17 protein-coding genes are annotated in these 17,403 nt (G+C 73.8%); 9 read left to right on the top strand and 8 right to left on the bottom strand.

All coding sequences use genetic code 11. The features are described 5' to 3' along the window. The first annotated feature begins 7 nt into the window (after positions 1–7). Genes Aiant_RS02055 through Aiant_RS02025 form a run of 7 tightly spaced genes read left to right on the top strand, consistent with a single transcriptional unit; the run spans position 8 to position 7,769 of the window. On the top strand, positions 8–1,240 hold the full coding sequence (locus tag Aiant_RS02055; protein WP_189335552.1) for a hypothetical protein: 1,233 nt from the start codon (positions 8–10) through the stop codon (positions 1,238–1,240). Beyond that, complete coding sequence (locus tag Aiant_RS02050) at positions 1,237–3,072, top strand: AAA family ATPase (protein WP_189335553.1); 1,836 nt, start codon at positions 1,237–1,239, stop codon at positions 3,070–3,072. Before Aiant_RS02055 ends, Aiant_RS02050 begins: the two co-directional genes overlap by 4 nt. Continuing rightward, positions 3,069–3,704 carry a 4Fe-4S cluster-binding domain-containing protein gene (locus Aiant_RS02045; protein ID WP_189335554.1) on the top strand — a complete coding sequence of 212 codons (636 nt, stop codon included), beginning with the start codon at positions 3,069–3,071 and terminating at the stop codon, positions 3,702–3,704. The genes Aiant_RS02050 and Aiant_RS02045 overlap by 4 nt, the downstream gene beginning before the upstream one ends. Continuing rightward, complete coding sequence (locus Aiant_RS02040) at positions 3,692–4,210, top strand: FHA domain-containing protein (protein ID WP_189335555.1); 519 nt, start codon at positions 3,692–3,694, stop codon at positions 4,208–4,210. Before Aiant_RS02045 ends, Aiant_RS02040 begins: the two co-directional genes overlap by 13 nt. Further along, positions 4,207–4,914 carry a PP2C family protein-serine/threonine phosphatase gene (locus Aiant_RS02035; protein WP_189335556.1) on the top strand — a complete coding sequence of 236 codons (708 nt, stop codon included), beginning with the start codon at positions 4,207–4,209 and terminating at the stop codon, positions 4,912–4,914. The genes Aiant_RS02040 and Aiant_RS02035 overlap by 4 nt, the downstream gene beginning before the upstream one ends. After that, on the top strand, positions 4,901–6,097 hold the full coding sequence (locus Aiant_RS02030) for a CHAT domain-containing protein (RefSeq protein ID WP_189335557.1): 1,197 nt from the start codon (positions 4,901–4,903) through the stop codon (positions 6,095–6,097). The genes Aiant_RS02035 and Aiant_RS02030 overlap by 14 nt, the downstream gene beginning before the upstream one ends. Positions 6,098–6,107: 10 nt before the next feature. Next, a complete protein-coding gene (locus Aiant_RS02025) occupies positions 6,108–7,769 on the top strand; it encodes a CHAT domain-containing protein (protein WP_189335558.1) in 1,662 nt (553 codons plus the stop codon). 876 nt (positions 7,770–8,645) lie between these two features. Here the strand turns inward: Aiant_RS02025 and Aiant_RS02020 are convergent. Both Aiant_RS02020 and Aiant_RS02015 read right to left on the bottom strand, forming a co-directional pair. Then, positions 8,646–9,308: a response regulator gene (locus tag Aiant_RS02020; RefSeq protein WP_189335559.1), complete on the bottom strand. Its 663-nt coding sequence runs from the start codon at positions 9,306–9,308 to the stop codon at positions 8,646–8,648. A gap of 54 nt (positions 9,309–9,362) precedes the next feature. Further along, positions 9,363–10,520 carry a sensor histidine kinase gene (locus Aiant_RS02015; RefSeq protein WP_189335560.1) on the bottom strand — a complete coding sequence of 386 codons (1,158 nt, stop codon included), beginning with the start codon at positions 10,518–10,520 and terminating at the stop codon, positions 9,363–9,365. A gap of 132 nt (positions 10,521–10,652) precedes the next feature. Between Aiant_RS02015 and Aiant_RS02010 the strand changes: the two genes are divergently transcribed. Next, positions 10,653–11,060 carry a DUF6069 family protein gene (locus Aiant_RS02010; protein ID WP_189335561.1) on the top strand — a complete coding sequence of 136 codons (408 nt, stop codon included), beginning with the start codon at positions 10,653–10,655 and terminating at the stop codon, positions 11,058–11,060. 9 nt (positions 11,061–11,069) lie between these two features. On the opposite strand, the gene Aiant_RS02005 is transcribed toward Aiant_RS02010, so the two are convergent. The 5 genes from Aiant_RS02005 to Aiant_RS01985 all read right to left on the bottom strand — a co-directional run bounded on the left by Aiant_RS02005 (position 11,070) and on the right by Aiant_RS01985 (position 15,492). Continuing rightward, positions 11,070–11,807, bottom strand: coding sequence for a maleylpyruvate isomerase family mycothiol-dependent enzyme (locus Aiant_RS02005; protein ID WP_189335562.1), 738 nt, complete (start codon positions 11,805–11,807; stop codon positions 11,070–11,072). Between the two features lie 244 nt (positions 11,808–12,051). Then, positions 12,052–12,972 (bottom strand): S1 family peptidase, encoded by a 921-nt coding sequence (locus Aiant_RS02000; RefSeq protein WP_189335563.1) that lies wholly within the window; start codon positions 12,970–12,972, stop codon positions 12,052–12,054. Between the two features lie 42 nt (positions 12,973–13,014). Further along, positions 13,015–13,584 carry a DUF1349 domain-containing protein gene (locus Aiant_RS01995; RefSeq protein ID WP_189335564.1) on the bottom strand — a complete coding sequence of 190 codons (570 nt, stop codon included), beginning with the start codon at positions 13,582–13,584 and terminating at the stop codon, positions 13,015–13,017. 19 nt (positions 13,585–13,603) lie between these two features. Then, entirely contained in the window at positions 13,604–14,260 is a 657-nt protein-coding gene (locus Aiant_RS01990) for a response regulator (RefSeq protein WP_189335565.1), read from the bottom strand. Then, complete coding sequence (locus tag Aiant_RS01985; protein ID WP_229831241.1) at positions 14,260–15,492, bottom strand: sensor histidine kinase; 1,233 nt, start codon at positions 15,490–15,492, stop codon at positions 14,260–14,262. The genes Aiant_RS01990 and Aiant_RS01985 overlap by 1 nt, the downstream gene beginning before the upstream one ends. Positions 15,493–15,602: 110 nt before the next feature. On the opposite strand from Aiant_RS01985, the gene Aiant_RS01980 reads away from it, so the two are divergent. Next, positions 15,603–17,033: a nitrilase-related carbon-nitrogen hydrolase gene (locus Aiant_RS01980; RefSeq protein ID WP_189335567.1), complete on the top strand. Its 1,431-nt coding sequence runs from the start codon at positions 15,603–15,605 to the stop codon at positions 17,031–17,033. On the opposite strand, the gene Aiant_RS01975 is transcribed toward Aiant_RS01980, so the two are convergent. Further along, positions 16,957–17,331, bottom strand: a complete 375-nt coding sequence (locus Aiant_RS01975) for a YciI family protein (protein ID WP_189335568.1) — start codon at positions 17,329–17,331, stop codon at positions 16,957–16,959. The two genes, Aiant_RS01980 and Aiant_RS01975, sit on opposite strands and share 77 nt — an antisense overlap. Positions 17,332–17,403 lie beyond the last annotated feature (72 nt).

The following is a 17,403-nucleotide window of genomic DNA, read 5'->3' as shown; positions in this document are numbered from 1 at the left end:
ACCTGGCATGAGCTCGATGACCGGCGCGCGTTACGTGGTGGAGACCGCGGCCGAGCGACTGGCCCGCGAGCAGCGCGCCGAGTGGGAACGCTACGTGCAGGCGCGGGGCGAGCTGGAGGCGGTGCGGGCCGAGGCGGAGGCGTACCGGTCGGTCTACGGTGACCGGATCGCCAAGGTGCCGGCCGGTCGGCAGGCCCGGCCCAAGCACTCCCCGGCCAAGATCGCGGCGACCACCGGCGAGCTGCGCGAACTCGCCCGCCGGGAACGGGAGGCGCTGCGCTCCGCGGTCAGCGCCGCCTCGCGCAGCGACGTGAGCGGGCTGCTCGCCGCCGGACCCGCGGCGGAGGCGGTCAGCACCACGCGGACCTGGGACGACTCGGTCCTGGAGAAGGCTCCGGAGCCGGTGCGGACGACGGACGGGAGCGCGGCACGGCGTACCGAAAAACGGGCGGCCCGGCGGAAAGCGGACGCCGAGCGGGCCGCGGACCTGGTCTCCCGTCTTCCGGCCGGCGCGCCGGCCGAGACCCGCGCGGCCTGTGCCGCGGCCGCCGCCGAGATCGCCGGCGGCGCGTCCGAGATCCGGGTCCGGCTGCTGCTGACCGACCTGGAGAAACGGGTACGCGACGCGCAGCGTGACGACGAGCAGGTCGGCCGCGCCCGCCGCGAGCTGCTGGCGGTCGCCGCACCGCTGGAGACGGTCCCGGGGGAGGAGGCCGATCGGCTGCGCGCCCGCATCCAGCGGCTGATCGCCGAGCGGGTCCTGGAGGTGCCGGACGGGCTGCGCGCCGAAGCGGACACGGTGGTGGACCGGGCCGACCGGGCACGCCGGCGCAAGGCCATGGCGAACGCGCTGCGGACCAAGCTGACCGACCTCGGCTACCAGGTGACCGAGGGGTTCGAGACGCGGCTGGCCGGCGACGGCGTGGCCTACGCGGGGATGGGCGACGGCCGCGGATACGGCGTGAAGGTCCTGCTCGACCAGGACAACCCGGTGGTCCGCACCCAGGTCGTGCGGGCGCGGAGCACCCACGCGGGCGCCGCCGACGACGCCGGCGCCGAGCGCAAGTTCTGCGACGACTACGACGTGCTGCTGCGCTCGATGCGCAAGGAGGGCGTCGAGGTCGCCGACGTGGCGCGGCAGGAACCGGGCAAGCGCCCGGTGCAGGCCGTCGCCGACGAGTTCATCCCGGCCAAGGCCGCGCAGGCCAGACAGCATCAGCACAGGGAGCGGACACTGTGAACCCGGAGAACTCCACCAACCCCGCCTGGCTGCGGGAGATCGACCTGGCGCTCTGCGCACACCCGCAGATCCTGCTCACCGGCAACGTGCGCGACCTGTACCGGCTGCCCGACCCCGGGTTCGCCGGCCGGGTCCGGTTCATGGGCCTGGTCGAGGCGCTGTGGAGCGTCGCCCAGCCGCGCGGCTACGGCGCCCTGCTCGCCTACTCGACCGGTGTCGGGGTGGAGCTGATCAGCGCCACGCCGGAGGGCCGGACCGCGGCCGAGGGGGTGCTGCGCGAGGCCGACGTGGAGCAGCGGCGCCCGCTGCACCTGGCCCAGGTCCGTGACCTGATCACCGCGGTGACCGACCTGGACCGGCGCCGGGCCGCCGGGCCACCGGTCGCGCTGGTGCTCAGCGACGCGGCCCGGCTGTTCACCGGCGAGCTGCTCTCCCCGGAGGAACGGCTGTTCCTGGCCACCGCGGACCGGCTGGCGTACCGGGCGCTGCCGGTCGGCACCGGTTACAACACCATCTTCTGGGTCCTCGACCGGGAGCACGACCTGCCGGCCTGGTTCGCGACCGGCAACCACACGCTGCGGATCACCGGCATCCCGGAGCCGGACCTGAGCGCCCGGCTGGCCACCGCCGGCGACATGGCCGCCAAGCTGCCGGAGATGCCCGCGGACGAGGCCGAGCGCGACGCCATCGCCCGCCGGTTCGCCGAGGCCAGCCATGGGATGCGGCTGCGCAGCATGCAGGACGTGGTCCGGCTGGCGGCGGCGGCCGGCATCCCGGGCGGCCGGATCGACGACGCGGTCCGGGCGTTCCGGGTCGGTGTGCCGGACAACCCGTGGCAGAGTGCCGGGCTGCGGGACCGGCTGCGGACCGCGGAGAAGGAGCTCGGCAACCGGGTGCTGGGCCAGCCGGACGCGGTCCGCCGGGTGCTGGACATCCTGGCCCGCTCGGCCACCGGCCTGGCCGGGGCGCACACCGGCAACACCAGCAAGCCGCGCGGCGTGCTGTTCTTCGCCGGCCCGACCGGCGTCGGCAAGACCGAGCTGGCCAAGGCCCTCGCCGAGTTGCTGTTCGGCGACGAGAACGCGTATCTGCGCTTCGACATGTCGGAATTCTCCGCGGAGCACTCCGAGGCACGGCTTATCGGCGCCCCGCCCGGTTTCATCGGTCACGACGCCGGTGGCGAGCTGACCAACGGGATCCGGCAGCAGCCGTTCCGGGTGGTGCTCTTCGACGAGATCGAGAAGGCGCACCAGCGGCTGCTCGACAAGTTCCTCCAGATCCTCGACGACGGCCGGCTCACCGACGGGCGCGGCGGCACCGTCTACTTCACCGAGGCGCTGATCGTCTTCACCACCAACCTCGGCATCGTGGTGCCCGGGGAGGACAACAAACCGGTCGAGAACGTCACCGACGAGATGGAACTGCCGGAGATCGAGGAACGGGTCCGGCAGTACATCGAGGTCTTCTTCCGGCACCTGATCGGCCGGCCCGAGCTCTACAACCGGGTCGAGCAGAGCATCGTGGTCTTCGACTTCCTGCGCCCGGAGGCGGCGCTGGAGATCGCCGACCGGACCATCGGCCGGGTCGCCGAGGCCGTCCGCCGCAACTTCGGGGCGACCCTGGAGTTCAGCGACAGCGCCCGGGAGGAGCTGCTCCAGCAGGCCACCTACAACCTGCGCAACGGCGGGCGCGGCATCGTGGCCACCATCGAGAGCATCCTGCTCAACCCGCTCGCCCGGGAGCTGTTCGCCCGGCCGCCGGTGCCGGGACAGACGCTGCGGGTGGCCGCGATCGAGCCGCAGGGGCAGAACTACGTGCTGGTGATGGCGTGAGCCTGCGGCTGGCCCGGCTGCATCATCCGGTCACCACGCTGGGGCCGGGGCAGCGGATCGGGATCTGGGTGCAGGGCTGCGGCATCGGCTGCCCCGGCTGCGTCTCCCGGGACACCTGGACCGCCGGGCCGGAGCACGACACCGAGGTGGCCGACGTGCTCGCCTGGTGCGCGGAGCGGGCGGCCGGCACCACCGGGGTGACGATCACCGGGGGTGAGCCGTCCGAGCAGCCGGAGGCGCTGGCCGAGCTGCTGACCGGGCTGCGCCGGATCGACCCGGACTGGGACGTGCTCTGCTACACCGGCGTCGAGCTGGACGAGTTCCGGCGGCGCTGCCCGGCGGCGTACCCGGAGATCGACGCGCTGATCACCGGACCGTTCCGGATCACCGAGCCGACCGCCCTGGTCTGGCGCGGCTCGGCCAACCAGCGGCTGATCCCCTGCTCGCCGCGGGGCGAGCAGCGCTATGCCCGCTGGGCCGGCGCCGAGCGGGAGCACCCGGAGCTCCAGCTCCAGGTCGACGACGAGCGGGTCTGGCTGATCGGCATTCCCGGCCGCGGCGACCTGGACCGGGTCCAGCGCGTCCTGCGTGCCCAGGGCATCGAACTGGAAGGTGTGTCATGGCGACCCTGATCTGCCCGATCCACGGCCCGCAGTCCGGCGGCGGCTCGTTGTGCTCGCAGCCGGGCTGCATGGAGTTCCTGCAACCGGAACCGGTGTGCCCCGAGCCGGGCTGCGGGAACCCGCTCAATCCGGACGGCAGCTGCCCGCTGCACAGCCTGACGATGGCCGCCGAGGCGGCCGCCTACGCGCCGCCGACGACCCGGGAGAGCGGCCTGTTCCGGCTCGAGTTCCCGTTCGGCCCGGTCGCGGTCGGCAGCGACGAGGTGCCGATCGGCCGGGCCGAGGAGCTGGGGGCGATCGCTCAGTCGCTGAAGGACTACGACAAGGTGTCGCGCCGGCACGCGATCGTCTGGGTGGAGGGCGGCGACCTGTTCGTCCGGGACCTCGGGTCCACCAACGGCACCTATGTCAACGACCGGCAGGTCGAGCACGGTGACCGGCGGCAGCTGCACGACGGCGACGAGCTGCGCTTCTCCAGCACGGTCCGGGCCCGGGTACGGCGGGCGGCGGCATGAGCCGGGTGAAGGTCACCTCTCTCACCGGGCGCGGCCTGGTCCGCTCCGGCAACCAGGACGCGGTGCTCGCCTTCGACTGGATCTGCCAGGCCGCCGAGCCGCGGGTCGTCGAACTGGCCGTCGACGGGCCGCCGCCGCTGCTGTTCGCGGTCGCCGACGGGCTGGGCGGGCACAACGCCGGCGACCTGGCCAGCCGGCTGGCCGCCGGTGACCTGGTGGCCCGCCACCCCGGCTGGGACACCGCGGAGGCGATGCACGCCGGGCTGATCGCGATCAGCGAGAACCTGCACCACACGGCGGGTCGCGCCCCGGCCACCGCCGGGATGCGCACGACCGTGGCCGGGCTGCTGCTGCACGGCGGCGGCGCGCGGGTCTTCAACGTCGGCGACAGCCGGGTCTACCGGATCACCGACGGGTACCTGGAGCAGCTGAGCGTCGACCACGCGTCCGGCCGGTCCATGCTGACCCAGGCGCTGGGCGACGCGCCGGGCGGGCTCGATCCGTACGTGGCGGACACCCCGGCGGAGGGTCGTTACCTGCTCTGCACCGACGGGGTGCACGGCGTGCTCGACGACCGGGTACTGCGCCGCTCGTGCCGGCTGGACGACGCGGCCAAGCTGGCCGAGGCGTTGCGCGACGAGGCGTACGCCGAGGGCGCCCCGGACAACCTCAGCCTCCTGGTGGTCGACGTTGCCGCCGGATGAGCTCCAGCTCGCGCACGCCGAACTGGCCGCGGCGATCAAGGCGATCCAGTACGTGCCCGGCTTCGAGAACTTCCTCGCACCGACCCGGTTCGCCGACGTCGCCGCCACCGCCGGGCACCCGCTGGTCTACCTGGTCCCGTCCGAGCAGTCCGGCCTGGCCCTGATCGTGCACGGCGACACGGTCACCGACGTACGGCTGCCCGGCCTCACCGACCGCCAGGTGCACGAGTGGGCGGAACGCCACACCGCCCCGGACGGCTGGCGGCGGCACCTGCCCGGGCTGACCGGCTGGCTCTGGGACGCGGTCGCGGGTCCGCTGCTCGACGCGCTGCCCGGGGCGCCGCGGATCACCCTGGTCCCGGCCGGGCTCACCGGGCTGCTGCCGCTGCACGCGGCCCGGTGCGCGGACGCGGCCCGGCCGAGCGGGTACCGGTACCTGATCGACGACGTGGTCGCCGGGTACACCCCGAACGCGCGGGCGCTGGCCGCGGCGCGGGAGCTGGCCGCCGGGGCCGAGCCGCGCCGACTGCTGGTGGTCACCGACTCGCGGCTGCCGCATGCCCGGTGGGAGGGGCGGGCCGCCGCGGTGGCTTTCGGCGAGAGCGTGGTGCGGACCGGGGAGGAGTTCGAGCCCGGCCTGCTCGCGAACGCCGACGTCGCGCACTTCGGCTGTCACGGGGCCGTCGACGTCGAGCCGTTGCAGAACGCCATCCGGCTCACCGCCGCCACGTCGCTGCGGGTGGCCGACGTCCTTCCGATGCGGCTGCGGCTGCGGCTCGCGGTGCTCTCCGCGTGCGACACGTTCGTTCCGGGGCGCACCCTCCCGGACGAGGTGATCAATCTGCCGACCGGGTTGTTGCAGGCCGGGGTGGCGGGGGTGGTGGCTTCCATGTGGGCGGTCGACGACCACGCCACGGCGCTGCTGATGACCGAGTTCTATCGCCGGTGGCGCCCGGCGGACGATCCGGCGGCCGCGCTGGCCGTGGCGCAGCGGTGGCTGCGCGACGCCACGCCGGTCGACGTCGAGGAGCAGTGGGGCGCGGCGCTGGACGCGGGGGAGGCGTGGCTGCCCGAGGAGGTCGCCGATGCGCTGCTGCCGGGCGTCTTCGCGGCCGGTGACTCGGGTGGGCGCCCGTGGTCGGAGCCGGCCACCTGGGCTGCGTTCACCTTCACCGGCGCATAGGCTGACACCGATGACTGCCGACGACGACGCCCTCCGCCGGGTCGCCGCGCAGGCCCGGGAACGCCTCCCCGAACTGCTGGCTCACCCGGGCGCGGCGGAGCGCGTCGCCGCCGCCCTCGACGCCGCCCTGGCCCGCCCGTCCGGCCCCCGCGCCAGGATCGCCCTGCACGGCGCCCTGCGCCTCGACCCCGGCCTGGAACGCTGGGCCCGCTCGGCCCTGCGCACCGCCGAGAGCCAGCTGCGCGCCGAGCCCGGCACCGCACCGCCGGCCCGCTACCTGACCACCTCGCTGCCGGCCCGGGCCCGCGGCGGCAAGCGGCTCGCCCTGCACGCCTCCATCACCCGGGACGGCGGCCCGGGCAGCGTGCCGACCCGCCCGTTCCCGATCCCGCCGTCCGGTGTGGACGTGCTGCTCACCGTCGCCTCGGAAACCCTGGAGATCGAGTCGGACGCGGTGCAGCAGGTGCGAGTCCACCCGGACCGGGACTCGGACACCGTGCTGTTCGTGCTGACCGCGCCGGCTCCCGGGCGGCATGAGGTGCGGGTGCGCGCCTACCTCGCGAGCGGGGGCGGGGAACTGAGCGCGACCGTGCGTACCGTAGAAGTCGATCCCGCCGGAACCACCGACCCACCGCGCACCCTGACCGCCCGCCTGGACCACCTCGCCGCCGCCCCGGACACCGTGACCCTCCAGGTCGACCGCGCCGTCGGCGGTCTGAGCTGCCGCGTCATCGGCGCGGATGCGCCGGCCGCGCTCGCCGCGCCGCTGCCGGCCGCGCTGATCCGCGACATCCTGCGCGACGCGCACCGGATGGCGATCGGCGAGTCCGCGTTCACCCCGCCCACCGCCCGCCGCCGGCTGGAGGACTGGGGGACGACCCTGTGGGGGCTGCTGCCGCCCCCGGTCCGCGAGGACGTCACCGCACGCCTCAAGTCGGCCACGGTCACCGGGTTCACCCTCTGCACGGACGTCAGCACGCTGCCCTGGGAACTGCTGACCGACCCGGCCGGCGACGGCTTCCTGGTCGACCGCGTGCCGCTGGTCCGGCAGACCGGAACGCGGCCGGTCTCGCGCACCCTGGCCCTGGCCGATCCGGTGTTCGTGCTGGGCACCGACCCGCCCGCGGGCGCCGAGCGGGAGATCCTCCGGGTGCACGAGATGCTCTTCGCAGCCGGCGACCCGCACAGCCTGGACGACCAGCGGACCCTCGTCTCCCGCATCGACGCCGGTGACTTCAACCTGTTGCACCTGGCGTGCCACCAGACGAACCCGGACGCCGGCCGGCCCGGGGGCGTGGCGATGGTCGACGGCCCGTTCGAGCCGGTCTCGCTGGCCCGCGCGGCGGCGACCGGTTCGCTGGGGAAGCGCTGCCCGCTGGTGTTCTTCAACGCGTGCGGCAGCGTGGACGGCGGCTCCTACGACACGCTGATGGGCGGCTGGGCCGAGCAGTTCCTGCGGGCCGGGGCGGGCGCGTTCATCGGCTCGTCCTGGGCGGTCAATTCACCGGCAGCGCGCCGGTTCGCGATCGCCTTCTATCGCGAGTTCGCCGCGGGCGTGCCGCTGGGCCAGGCATCGATGATCGCGCGCGGTTCGCTGAACACCAGCGGCGCCGATCCGACCAGGCTCGCTTACACGATTTATGGCGATCCGCGGGCGGTCGCGGTCCGTTGAAAACAATTTCCGGTACGACCGGCAGCACCGTGCCGACGTGCCCGCCCGGCCCGCTCCCCGTCACGGCCCGCCCGGCGGCCCATGACCGTTACTCCGGCGCGCCGCGCCCCGGTCCTCCCCTCGCCGGACCGACTCCCGCCAGTCCGCAGCAACGATCACCACCAGCGTGGTGCCCCGCCTGCCGTCCACCGCACTGTCCGCGGTTGGTTCCGGAGATCAAAACCCGGCTGGTCATCAGCGCCCTATCCCGTCCCCGGATAGGGCCACCAGGGCCAGCCCGACGCTCCTCGGCTGGTGCTCAGCGCCCTATCCCGTCCCCGGATAGGGCCATCAGGGCCAGCCCGACGCTCCCCGGCTGGTCCTCAGCGCCCTGTCCCAGCCTCGGATAGGGCCATCAGGGCCAGCCCGGCACTCTCCGGCTGGTCCTCAGCGCCCTATCCCGTCCCCGGATAGAGCCACCAGGGCCAGCCCGACGCTCCCCGGCTGGTCCTCAGCGCCCTGTCCCAGCCTCGGATAGGGCCATCAGGGCCAGCCGGACCAGCCGGACACTCTCCGGCTGGCGCTCAGCGCCCTATCCCGTCCCCGGATAGGGCCACCAGGGCCAGCCCGGCACTCTCCGGCTGGCGCTCAGCGCCCTATCCCGTCCCCGGATAGGGCCATCAGGGCCAGCCCGGCACTCTCCGGCTGGTCCTCAGCGCCCTATCCGAGCCCCGGATAGGGCCACCAGGACCAGCCGGACACTCCTCGGTGCCCTGGGCAGACGCGGGATCGGGCCACGCCGCTTGACTCCTCTGGCACATGGGATGTCTTCACTCTGAATCCTGGCCCGCCGGGTGAGGCCGGCCCTACCCGAGCCGCGCCGCGGAGTTGCAGCGGTCAGGCGAGGCCGGCGTCGTGGACCAGGAGGGCCAGCTGGGTCCGGTTGTCCAGGTCCAGCTTGGTCAGGATGTGCGAGACATGCGATTTCACCGTTGCCAGCGTCATGTCCAGCTCCGTGGCGATCTCCGCGTTGGTGAACCCCTGCCCGACCGCCACCACCACGTCGTGCTCCCGCGGACTGAGCACCCCGAGTGCCCTCCGCGCCTGGGTGTAGGCCCCGGCCTGCACCGCCACCCGATCCATCAACCGCCGGGTGATCCGCGGCGACAGGATCGGCTCCCCGGCCGCCACCTGCCGGACCGCCTCCGCGATCCGCGCCGGCGGCGTGTCCTTGAGCAGGAACCCGCTCGCCCCGGCCCGCAGCGCGTGCAGGATGTTGTCGTCCGTGTCGAACGTGGTCAGCACGATCACCTCGGGCGGCCGCTGCCGGGCCCGCAACCGGCGGGTCGCGGTGATCCCGTCGACCCGCGGCATCCGCAGATCCATCAGCACCACATCGGGCGCGTGCGCGTCAGCCGCGGCCGGCACCTGATCCCCGTCGTCGGCCTCGCCGACCACCGAGATCCCGGCCGCGCCGTCCAGCATCATGGTCAGCCCGGCCCGCACCAGCGCGTCGTCATCCACCACCAGCACCCGCACCGGCCGATCCACGCCCATCATGCTATCCAGCCGTGCCCGACCCGTCGCTGGCCGGAGGCGACGGAGCAGGCAGCGTCATGCCGGCCACGGGATCGACGCGCGCAGGCGGAACTCGCCGTCGACCGCCTGGTGATCGAGCCGCCCACCGGCCAACTGCACCCGTTCGGTGAGGCCGGCCAGCCCCGCGCCCCCGGACCATCCTTGGGGCGCCGGCCGCTCCGGCGCCAGCGCGTTGCGCAGCTCGACCTCCAGCACCTCCCCGGGCCCGCCCCGCAGGTCGACCCGGACCGGCTGCCCGGCGGCGTGCTTGCGAGCGTTCGTCAAACCCTCCTGGATCACCCGGTACGCCGTCCGGGCCACCCCGGCCGGCGCCGCCCCGGGCGAAACCACCACGTCCCGCACCTCCACCTGCGTCCCCGCCTCCCGCGACTCCGCCACCAACCGCGGCACATCAGCCAGCACCGGCTGCGGATGAATGCCGTCCTGCTCGGCCGGCGCATCGTCGCGGAGCAGCGAGATCACCTCGCGCAACTCCTCGAGCGCCTGATGGACCCCGTCGCGCACCACCCCGGCGGCCCGGGACATCTGCTCCGGTGCGGAGTCCGGCCGATACTCCATCGCCCCGGCGAACGTCGCCAGCAACGACAACCGGTGCGCCAGCACGTCGTGCATCTCCCGGGCGATCTTGCGGCGCTCCAGCATGCGCGCCTCGGCCACCCGTCGCCCCTGCTCCGCCTCGGCCCGCCGGGCTCGCTCGCGCAGCGACGCGACCAGCGCCGCCCGCGCCTGCGCCCAGGCGCCCCAGCCGAGCAGCGCGCCGTACGCGAAAGTGATCAGCGCCAGCCACCAGCCGTACGCCATCCCGCCGTTGGACCGCCACAGCCCCTGCACCGCGTGCGCGGCCACGCCGCCGGCCGCCACCGCGACCGCCACCGGGAACCGCCGCCACCGCGCCACGTGCAGCATCCCGATCGTGGCCGGCGGGGTGGCCATCGGCGACACCGCCGCCAGCACGGCGAGCACCGCCGTCGTGCCGACCGGCCGCCACAGCAGCAGTGGCGTCAGCAGCCAGCTCAGCACCGCCACGGTCAGGTCGAGCGCGAGCAGCGGACCCACCGGCCGCCCGGCCCACCAGGCCGCGAACGACAGCGCGATGAGCAGCCCGGACGACCCGAGCAGCGCGACGACGGCAGCCGCCCGGGGTGGCCGCTCGACAGGGGGAACGCTGGTCACCCGGCGAGGCTATCCGGCCCGAATGGGCCGCCGACACCATCGAAAGTTGGTGGTCCGCTCTGCCGAAAGATGGCCACCGCACCATCCGCGGTCCGATGTGTCCACCCGCCCCGATCCGCGAATCTCTTCGGCATGACGACGAACACGCAGCACACCAACCGCCGCACCGGACGCCTGATCACCGTCGCCGCGGGCGCCGCCGGCGCCCTCCTGCTCTGGGCCGTGAACGATCCCTGGGCCGGCCACGACCTGATCGTCCGTCAGAACGGCACCCTCCAGCACGTCGGCCCGCTCGCCGTCGTCCTGACCGCCCTGCTCGCCGGCCTGGCCGCCTGGGCCCTGCTGGCCGTCCTGGAGCGCACCGTCCGCCACCCGGTCCGGACCTACCGGATCATCACCTCGATCGTCCTGCTGCTGTCCCTGACCGGCCCGCTGTTCGGCGCCGTCGGCACCGCCACCCGCCTGGCCCTGCTCGGCATGCACCTCACCGTCGGCCTGGCCCTGATCATCGGCCTTCCCGGCCCGCGCCACTGCCGGTGACGCCGCCCGTCACACCACCGCGTAATTCCTGAGCAGCCGCAACGCCTCCGCCCCATGCGGCCCGCGAGTCTGCAACCCGGACGCACCCGGCGCCAGCCGCTGTGCCCCGACCCGGCAGAACGCCCCCGCCGCTCCCGCGATCCCGGACTCCGACCGCGGATCCCCGAACGTCCATCGAGCCCCGCCGGGCCCGCGCAGATCGCAGAACACCGACACCTCCGGCCGCCCGGCCAGATGAAACGCGTAGGGCAACGTGCTGAACCCCAGCCACGCCACATGCCGCAACCGGTCGGTGTCCGGATAGTCGATCCGCAACGGCCCGACGATGTCCAGCGCATGCGCCCAGTGCTCGGCCAGCCGTGTGGTCGCCAGCGTCCGAGGCTTCAGCGACGCCGTCACCCACCGCAACGGCCGCCGCGGATCCGCCGCCCGCAACGCCCGCACCGACTCCCGCCGTGCCGCCTGCCACCGCGCGAGAATCTCCGGCCCGGGCCCCGCCTCCGCCCGGACCATGGCCCCCATCGCCGCGTCGACCGTGGGCCCGAACCGCCGCCAGTCGAGCGCCCGCGAGTCACCACCCGCACTGGCCGCCACGGCCTCCTCGGTCTGCGCCAGATGCAGCACCACGTCCGCCACGGTCCACCCGGAAGCCGCCGACGCCCGATCCCAGTCCGCCCCGGCCAAACCGGTCAGCACCGCGGCCAGCGCCTCCTGCTCCGCCTCAAGATCGTCAATGACATCCGCCATGCCACCTCACGCTAGTTGCTCCCCGGCAAACCGCACGCCCGCACCACAAGACCCACCCGCCGGCGCCATTTCCGATCAACCCCTATTTCGGTACGCGATGAGCACCCATCCGCTGACCGTCCGTGCGGGTCCGCCCGCAGCCGAGGCACGGTCGCGAGTGCTCACCCGAGGCCGCCGTCAAGCGTCCGCCCGCGACTGCTCACCCGTACATCGAGCCACGCCGTGCGGTCCCCGCGAGCGCGTTCTACCCTCGCCGGCGCCGTTTGCCCCGGTGCCGGCTGCCGCCGCCCGCCGCCAACCGCCCGGCCACCGCGACGACCAGCAACGTCACCGCCCCCACCCCGGCCAGCTTCCAGGACGCCGGGACCTCCTCGTCCGCCACCGGCTCCGGCAGTGCGTCCACCGGCGCGGACGACCGAGCCGTAGCCCGGGGCGTGGCCGCCGGTGATCCGTCCTTCCCCACCACCGACCGGATCCAACCCGCCACCGCGTCCACCCGCCCGGCCTGGTCCGCCCCGACATGGGGACAGTCCGGCCCATGGCTGACCACCCCCACGACGGTGGCGGTCCCGTCCTCGGCCACCGTGAAATACGGCCCACCCGAGTCGTGCTCGCACGGGCTGGTCGTCCGCTGCGGCTCCACCCCGGACATCCCGATCTCCAGGTCGCTGACCGAGGACACCCGGAACACCCCGGTCCGCGGCCGGTCCGGCGTCCTCGTCGTCCCCGCCTTGAGCAGCCCGTACCCCACCAGCCGCACGCGCGATCCCACCTCCGGGGCGTCCCGCCCGACCCGCAACGGCGTCACGTCCGTGATCGCCCTGTCGAGCTTGGCCAGCGCCACGTCCGCCGTCCCGCTCTGCCGCACCGCGATCACCCGGGCGGTCCGTTTGCTCCCGGCCACGGTCACCACCGTCTTGCGGGCCACCGGCCGGGACACCCGGTTGCCGTCCGTGTCCCGGAAGCAGTGCGCGGCGGTCAGCACCCAGTGCGGCGAGATCAGCCCACCGGAGCAGGAGCTGTCCCGCGTCCCGCCGCCTTTCACCGGGATGTCGTAGTCGGTCAGCTTGACCGCGAACCCGTACTTGCCGTCCGGCACCGACGCGCCGTTCGCGATCGCGTGCGCCGGTCTCGCCGCGCAGCCCAGCACGAGCCACCCGACCATTGAGAACAGGACAACGGTCCACCCCCGCATGGCGCCGCCGTCCTACTCGAGGCCGTCCCGTGAGATCGGCTCCCCGACCCGGAAGTCGCGGAACGTCACCTCCAGCCCGGCCCGCTCCGGCGAGCAGCACATCAGCCCCACCTCCACGGTCTCCGGCAGATCCAGGTGACCGAGCCGGACCAGGTCCCAGCCTCCGGCGCCGTCGCCGCGGTGCACGCACACCGCGTCACCGAACCGGGTCAGCCGCAGCGACAGCTCCCCGCCGTACCCGGGCAGCGGCGCCACCGACAGATCGGAGTCTTCCCGGGTCAGCACGGTGCTCAGCTGCACCGCACCGGAGGTGACCTCCAGCCCCGACTTCAGCCAGGTCCGCTCACCGGCCCGGATCATCAGCCCGGCCTGGTCGAAGCGTGCCGCGTGCCCGGCCGCCACGACCACCTCGGCGGTGAAGTCGCCGGCGACCGACCGACGATAGAAGTGACCGTTGTCGGTCACGTACCCATAGAAGGTCCTGCGCCAGAAATCGGTCTTCAGCCCGGTGACGACCCGGACCACGCCGTCCTCGTCGGACCACTGCGGTGGCTCGTTGAGCCAGGACATCCCGTTCGGCATCACGCCACTCTATGCGTGATCATCCAGAGCCGGGGGTCACCAGACCGGACTCATAGGCGACCATCACTGCCTGTGCGCGGTCACGCAGGCCGAGCTTGGCGAACAGGTTCCCGACATGGGTCTTGATCGTGTGCTCGCTCAGGTGGTGGTGCGCGGCGATCTCCGCGTTGGACAGCCCGCCCGCGATCAGCCGCAGCACGTCGGTCTCCCGCGCGGTCAGCCCGGAGACCGCGGTGGCCAGCGCCGGGTCCGGGTTGCCCCGCCGGTGCAGCTCACCGATCACCCGCGCGGTCACCGCCGGCGCGAGCAGCGACTCCCCGCCCGCGACCACCCGCACCGCCCGCACCAGCTCGGCCCGCGGCACGTCCTTGAGCAGGAACCCGCTGGCCCCGGCGCGCAAGACCGCATAAAGGTACTCATCGTTGTCGAACATGGTCAGCGCCAGCACCCGGCTCGGCGTCCGCGCACACACCTGCCGCGTCGCCGCCACCCCGTCCAGCACCGGCATCCGCATGTCCATCAGCACCACGTCCGGCGCGTGCTCCACCGCGGCCCGCACCGCCGCCGCCCCGTCCGCGGCCTCCGCGACCACCTCGATGTCCGCCTCCGCACCAAGGATCGTCGCGAACCCGGCCCGGAACAGCTCCTGGTCATCGGCAAGCACCACCCGCACCATCAGGCCCCCGCCCCGCGCCGCGCCGCCCCCGAAAGGCTCCCGCCCTCCGGCGTTGCCGTCGCGGAGCCCGGATCGTCCGGCGTTGCCGCCGCGGAGCCCGGATCGTCCGGCGTTGCCGCCGCGGAGCGTCCCTCCATCGGCGGCGGCGCCGCCGAGCCGCCGGCGGCCGGCAGGGTCGCGGTCACCGCGAAACCGCCGCCGACCGGGCCCGCGCGCAGCGAGCCGCCGCATGCCTGAGCCCGCTCCCGCATCCCGACGATGCCGTAGCCGGCCGGCCCGGACGGCGCCGCACCCCGCCCGTCGTCGGTGATCGACACCGTCAGCGACGACGCCAGGTATTCCAGGACGACCTGGACCGAGCGAGCCTCGGCGTGCCGCAGCACGTTGGTCAGCGACTCCTGCACGATGCGGTACACGGCGACCCCGACATCGGCGGGCGGCGCGAACGGCGTGCCGGAAACGGTCAGCCCGGCCTCCAGCCCGGAATCCCGCAGCCGCTCCACCAGGGCCGGTAGTTGCGCGAGCCCGGGCTGGTCGAGTGGTTGATCGGCGGGCTCCCGCAGGGCACCGACCGCCCGCCGCAGCTGGCCGACCGCGTCGCGCCCGGTCGATGCGATCGCTGCAAAGGCCGCATTCGCCAGATCCGGATCTTTCCGTACGACCAACGGCCCCGCCTCCGCCTGCACCACCATCACCCCGAGCGCATGCGTCACGATGTCGTGCAGGTCCCGGGCGATCCGCGTCCGCTCCCGCAACACCGCCGCCTCCCGCTCCCCGGCGAGCCGGCGTTCCCGTTCGGCCGATGCCGACTCCCGCTCCCGCCGGGCCCGCGTGCTCGTGCCGAGCGCGTAGGCAAAGACGAAAGCCAGCGTGAGATACCGCATCACCTCGACGTCCGGCTTTGGGAACAGCACCGACACCAGCAGTCCCACCGCCGTCACGACGATCCCGAGCAGCCGCAGCGGCAGCGAGGCCCGCGCCGCGAAGGTGTAGAGGCAGACCAGCGGCCCGACCGGCAGCAGCGGGGGAGCGCCGAGCGAGGCCGACACCGTGGTGGCCACCCCGACGGTCAGGCTGACCGGCACGAGCGCGCGGTCCCGCCACAGCACCGGCACGGAGGAGGCGAGCGCGAGCGGCAGCACCCACCAGTCGTCCGGCCCGCCCGTCACCACCGGCAGCACGGTCGCCACGACCGCGGCCGGCGTGACGGCGAGGTTCGCATACCGCTTCACGTCGGCAGTATCGTCCGCCACCCGCGCCGCCCGCTTCCCTCCACGGGACCAGATCGGACCCCTCCCGTGCGGCGATCCGTTCCGCCTCGGCCCGCCGGACCCTGAGTGCCATGTCGACGATCGTCGCCGCCGCCCTGAGCGCTCTCCTGTGGCTCGGCGGATACGGCCTGCAACCCCTGCCGATACTCACCTGGCTGGCCCCGCTGCCCCTGCTGGTGCTCGCCGCCTTCGCACACCGCAAGGCTCTGTTCGCGACCCTGCTCGCCTGGCCGCTCGGCCAGCTGGCGATGGCCACCTACTACCACCGCACGTTGCAGATCCCGCTCCCGGTGGTGATCGCCTTCGTCCTCTACGGCACGGCCCTGGCCACCGGCACGATCGGCCTCGCGGGCGCGCTGCTGCGCCGGGGCCGGACCGCGACCGCCATCCTCGCCACCCCGGCCCTGTGGGTCCTCGGCGAATACACGGTGTCGTTGCTGATGCCCAACGGCGCCTGGTGGAGCCTCGCCTACACCCAGGCCGACGTGCGCCCGATCATCCAGCTGACCGCCCTCACCGGCGTCTGGGGCGTCACCTACCTGCTGCTCGCCACCCCCATCGCCCTCGCCGCGCTGCTCACCGCCGGCAAGCGGGCCACCCGGACGAAACCGGCGCTCGCCTGCCTGCTCGCGCTCACCGTCACGACCGCCGGCTGGGCCACCTGGTCGCTGACCCGCCCCTCCGCCGCAACCGGGAAACTGCGGGTGGGCCTGGTCGCCCTGGAACAGACCGAGGACGGCCTGCCCCTCGACCAGCCGTCCGGGCAGGAGCTGCTGGCCCGCTACCTGCCACGCGTGCAGAGCCTGGCCGGCCAGGGCGCCACGATCGTCGTGCTGCCCGAGAAGGTGTTCACCGCGAGCCCGCAGGCACTGGCGGCGGCGTTCCGGCCGGTGACGAACCGCGGTGTCCAGGTCATCGTCGGTGCCGTCCAGCACGACGGCGGCACCGCCCGCAACGTCGCCGTCGTACTCGGCCCGGCCGTCCGGACCTATGCCAAGCAACACCTGATCAAGGGTCTGGAGGACGACTGGCTCACCCCCGGTGACGACGACCTGATCGTCGACGGCCGGTACGGGATAGCCATCTGCAAGGACCTGGACTTCCCCGACCTGACCCGCCGCTACCGCGCACACGGCGCCACCATGCTGCTCGTCCCGGCCCTCGACTTCACCGGCGACGGCTGGCTGCACAGCCGGATGGCGGTGGTCCGCGGCGTCGAGACCGGCACGACCGTGGTCCGCGCCGCCGCCTTCGGCCGGCTGACCGTTTCCGGCCCCACCGGCCGGCTGCTCGGCGAAGCCACGGCCGGCGACGCGCAACTACTGGTCACCGTGGCACCGTCGGCCCCGGGAACGTTCTACGGGCGTACCGGAAACTGGTTCTTGATCTTCTCTCTGGTCTTGGTCCTGATGGCCGGGCGACGCGCTACTCGGCGCCGCCCTGGAGCGCGCGGACCTCGATCCGCGACCGGGCGGCTGCCGAGCACCGCTCGGCCCAGGTGAGGGCGGCCTCCCGGTCCGGGACATCGATGATCCAGAAACCGCTGAGGTACTCCGGCGCCGTCACGAACGGCCCGGGGACGCGCTTCGCCTCGGTGCCGGTGGCGTCGATGGTGACCGCGGTCGACGGCGGGTGCAGCCCGCCGGCCTGGACGAAGACACCGGCCTCGTGCAGGTCGGTGTTCACCCGCCCCACGGCCGCCACCAGAGCCTCCAGCTCGGCCGGATTCGTCTCGTGCAGGGACGCCAGGGTCGGCTCCTCGGTCGCGTCGCCGGGGACGGTCAGGAAGTACTGCGCCATCGGATTCTCCTCTGTCGTGGCCGGTCAGGCCGCCTGTGCGGACTTCACCTTCGATGACCGGGCACCCCGGCG

The sequence above is a fragment of the Actinoplanes ianthinogenes genome (assembly GCF_018324205.1).
Lineage (GTDB): Bacteria > Actinomycetota > Actinomycetes > Mycobacteriales > Micromonosporaceae > Actinoplanes > Actinoplanes ianthinogenes.
This window is presented reverse-complemented; position numbering and strand designations above follow the sequence as displayed.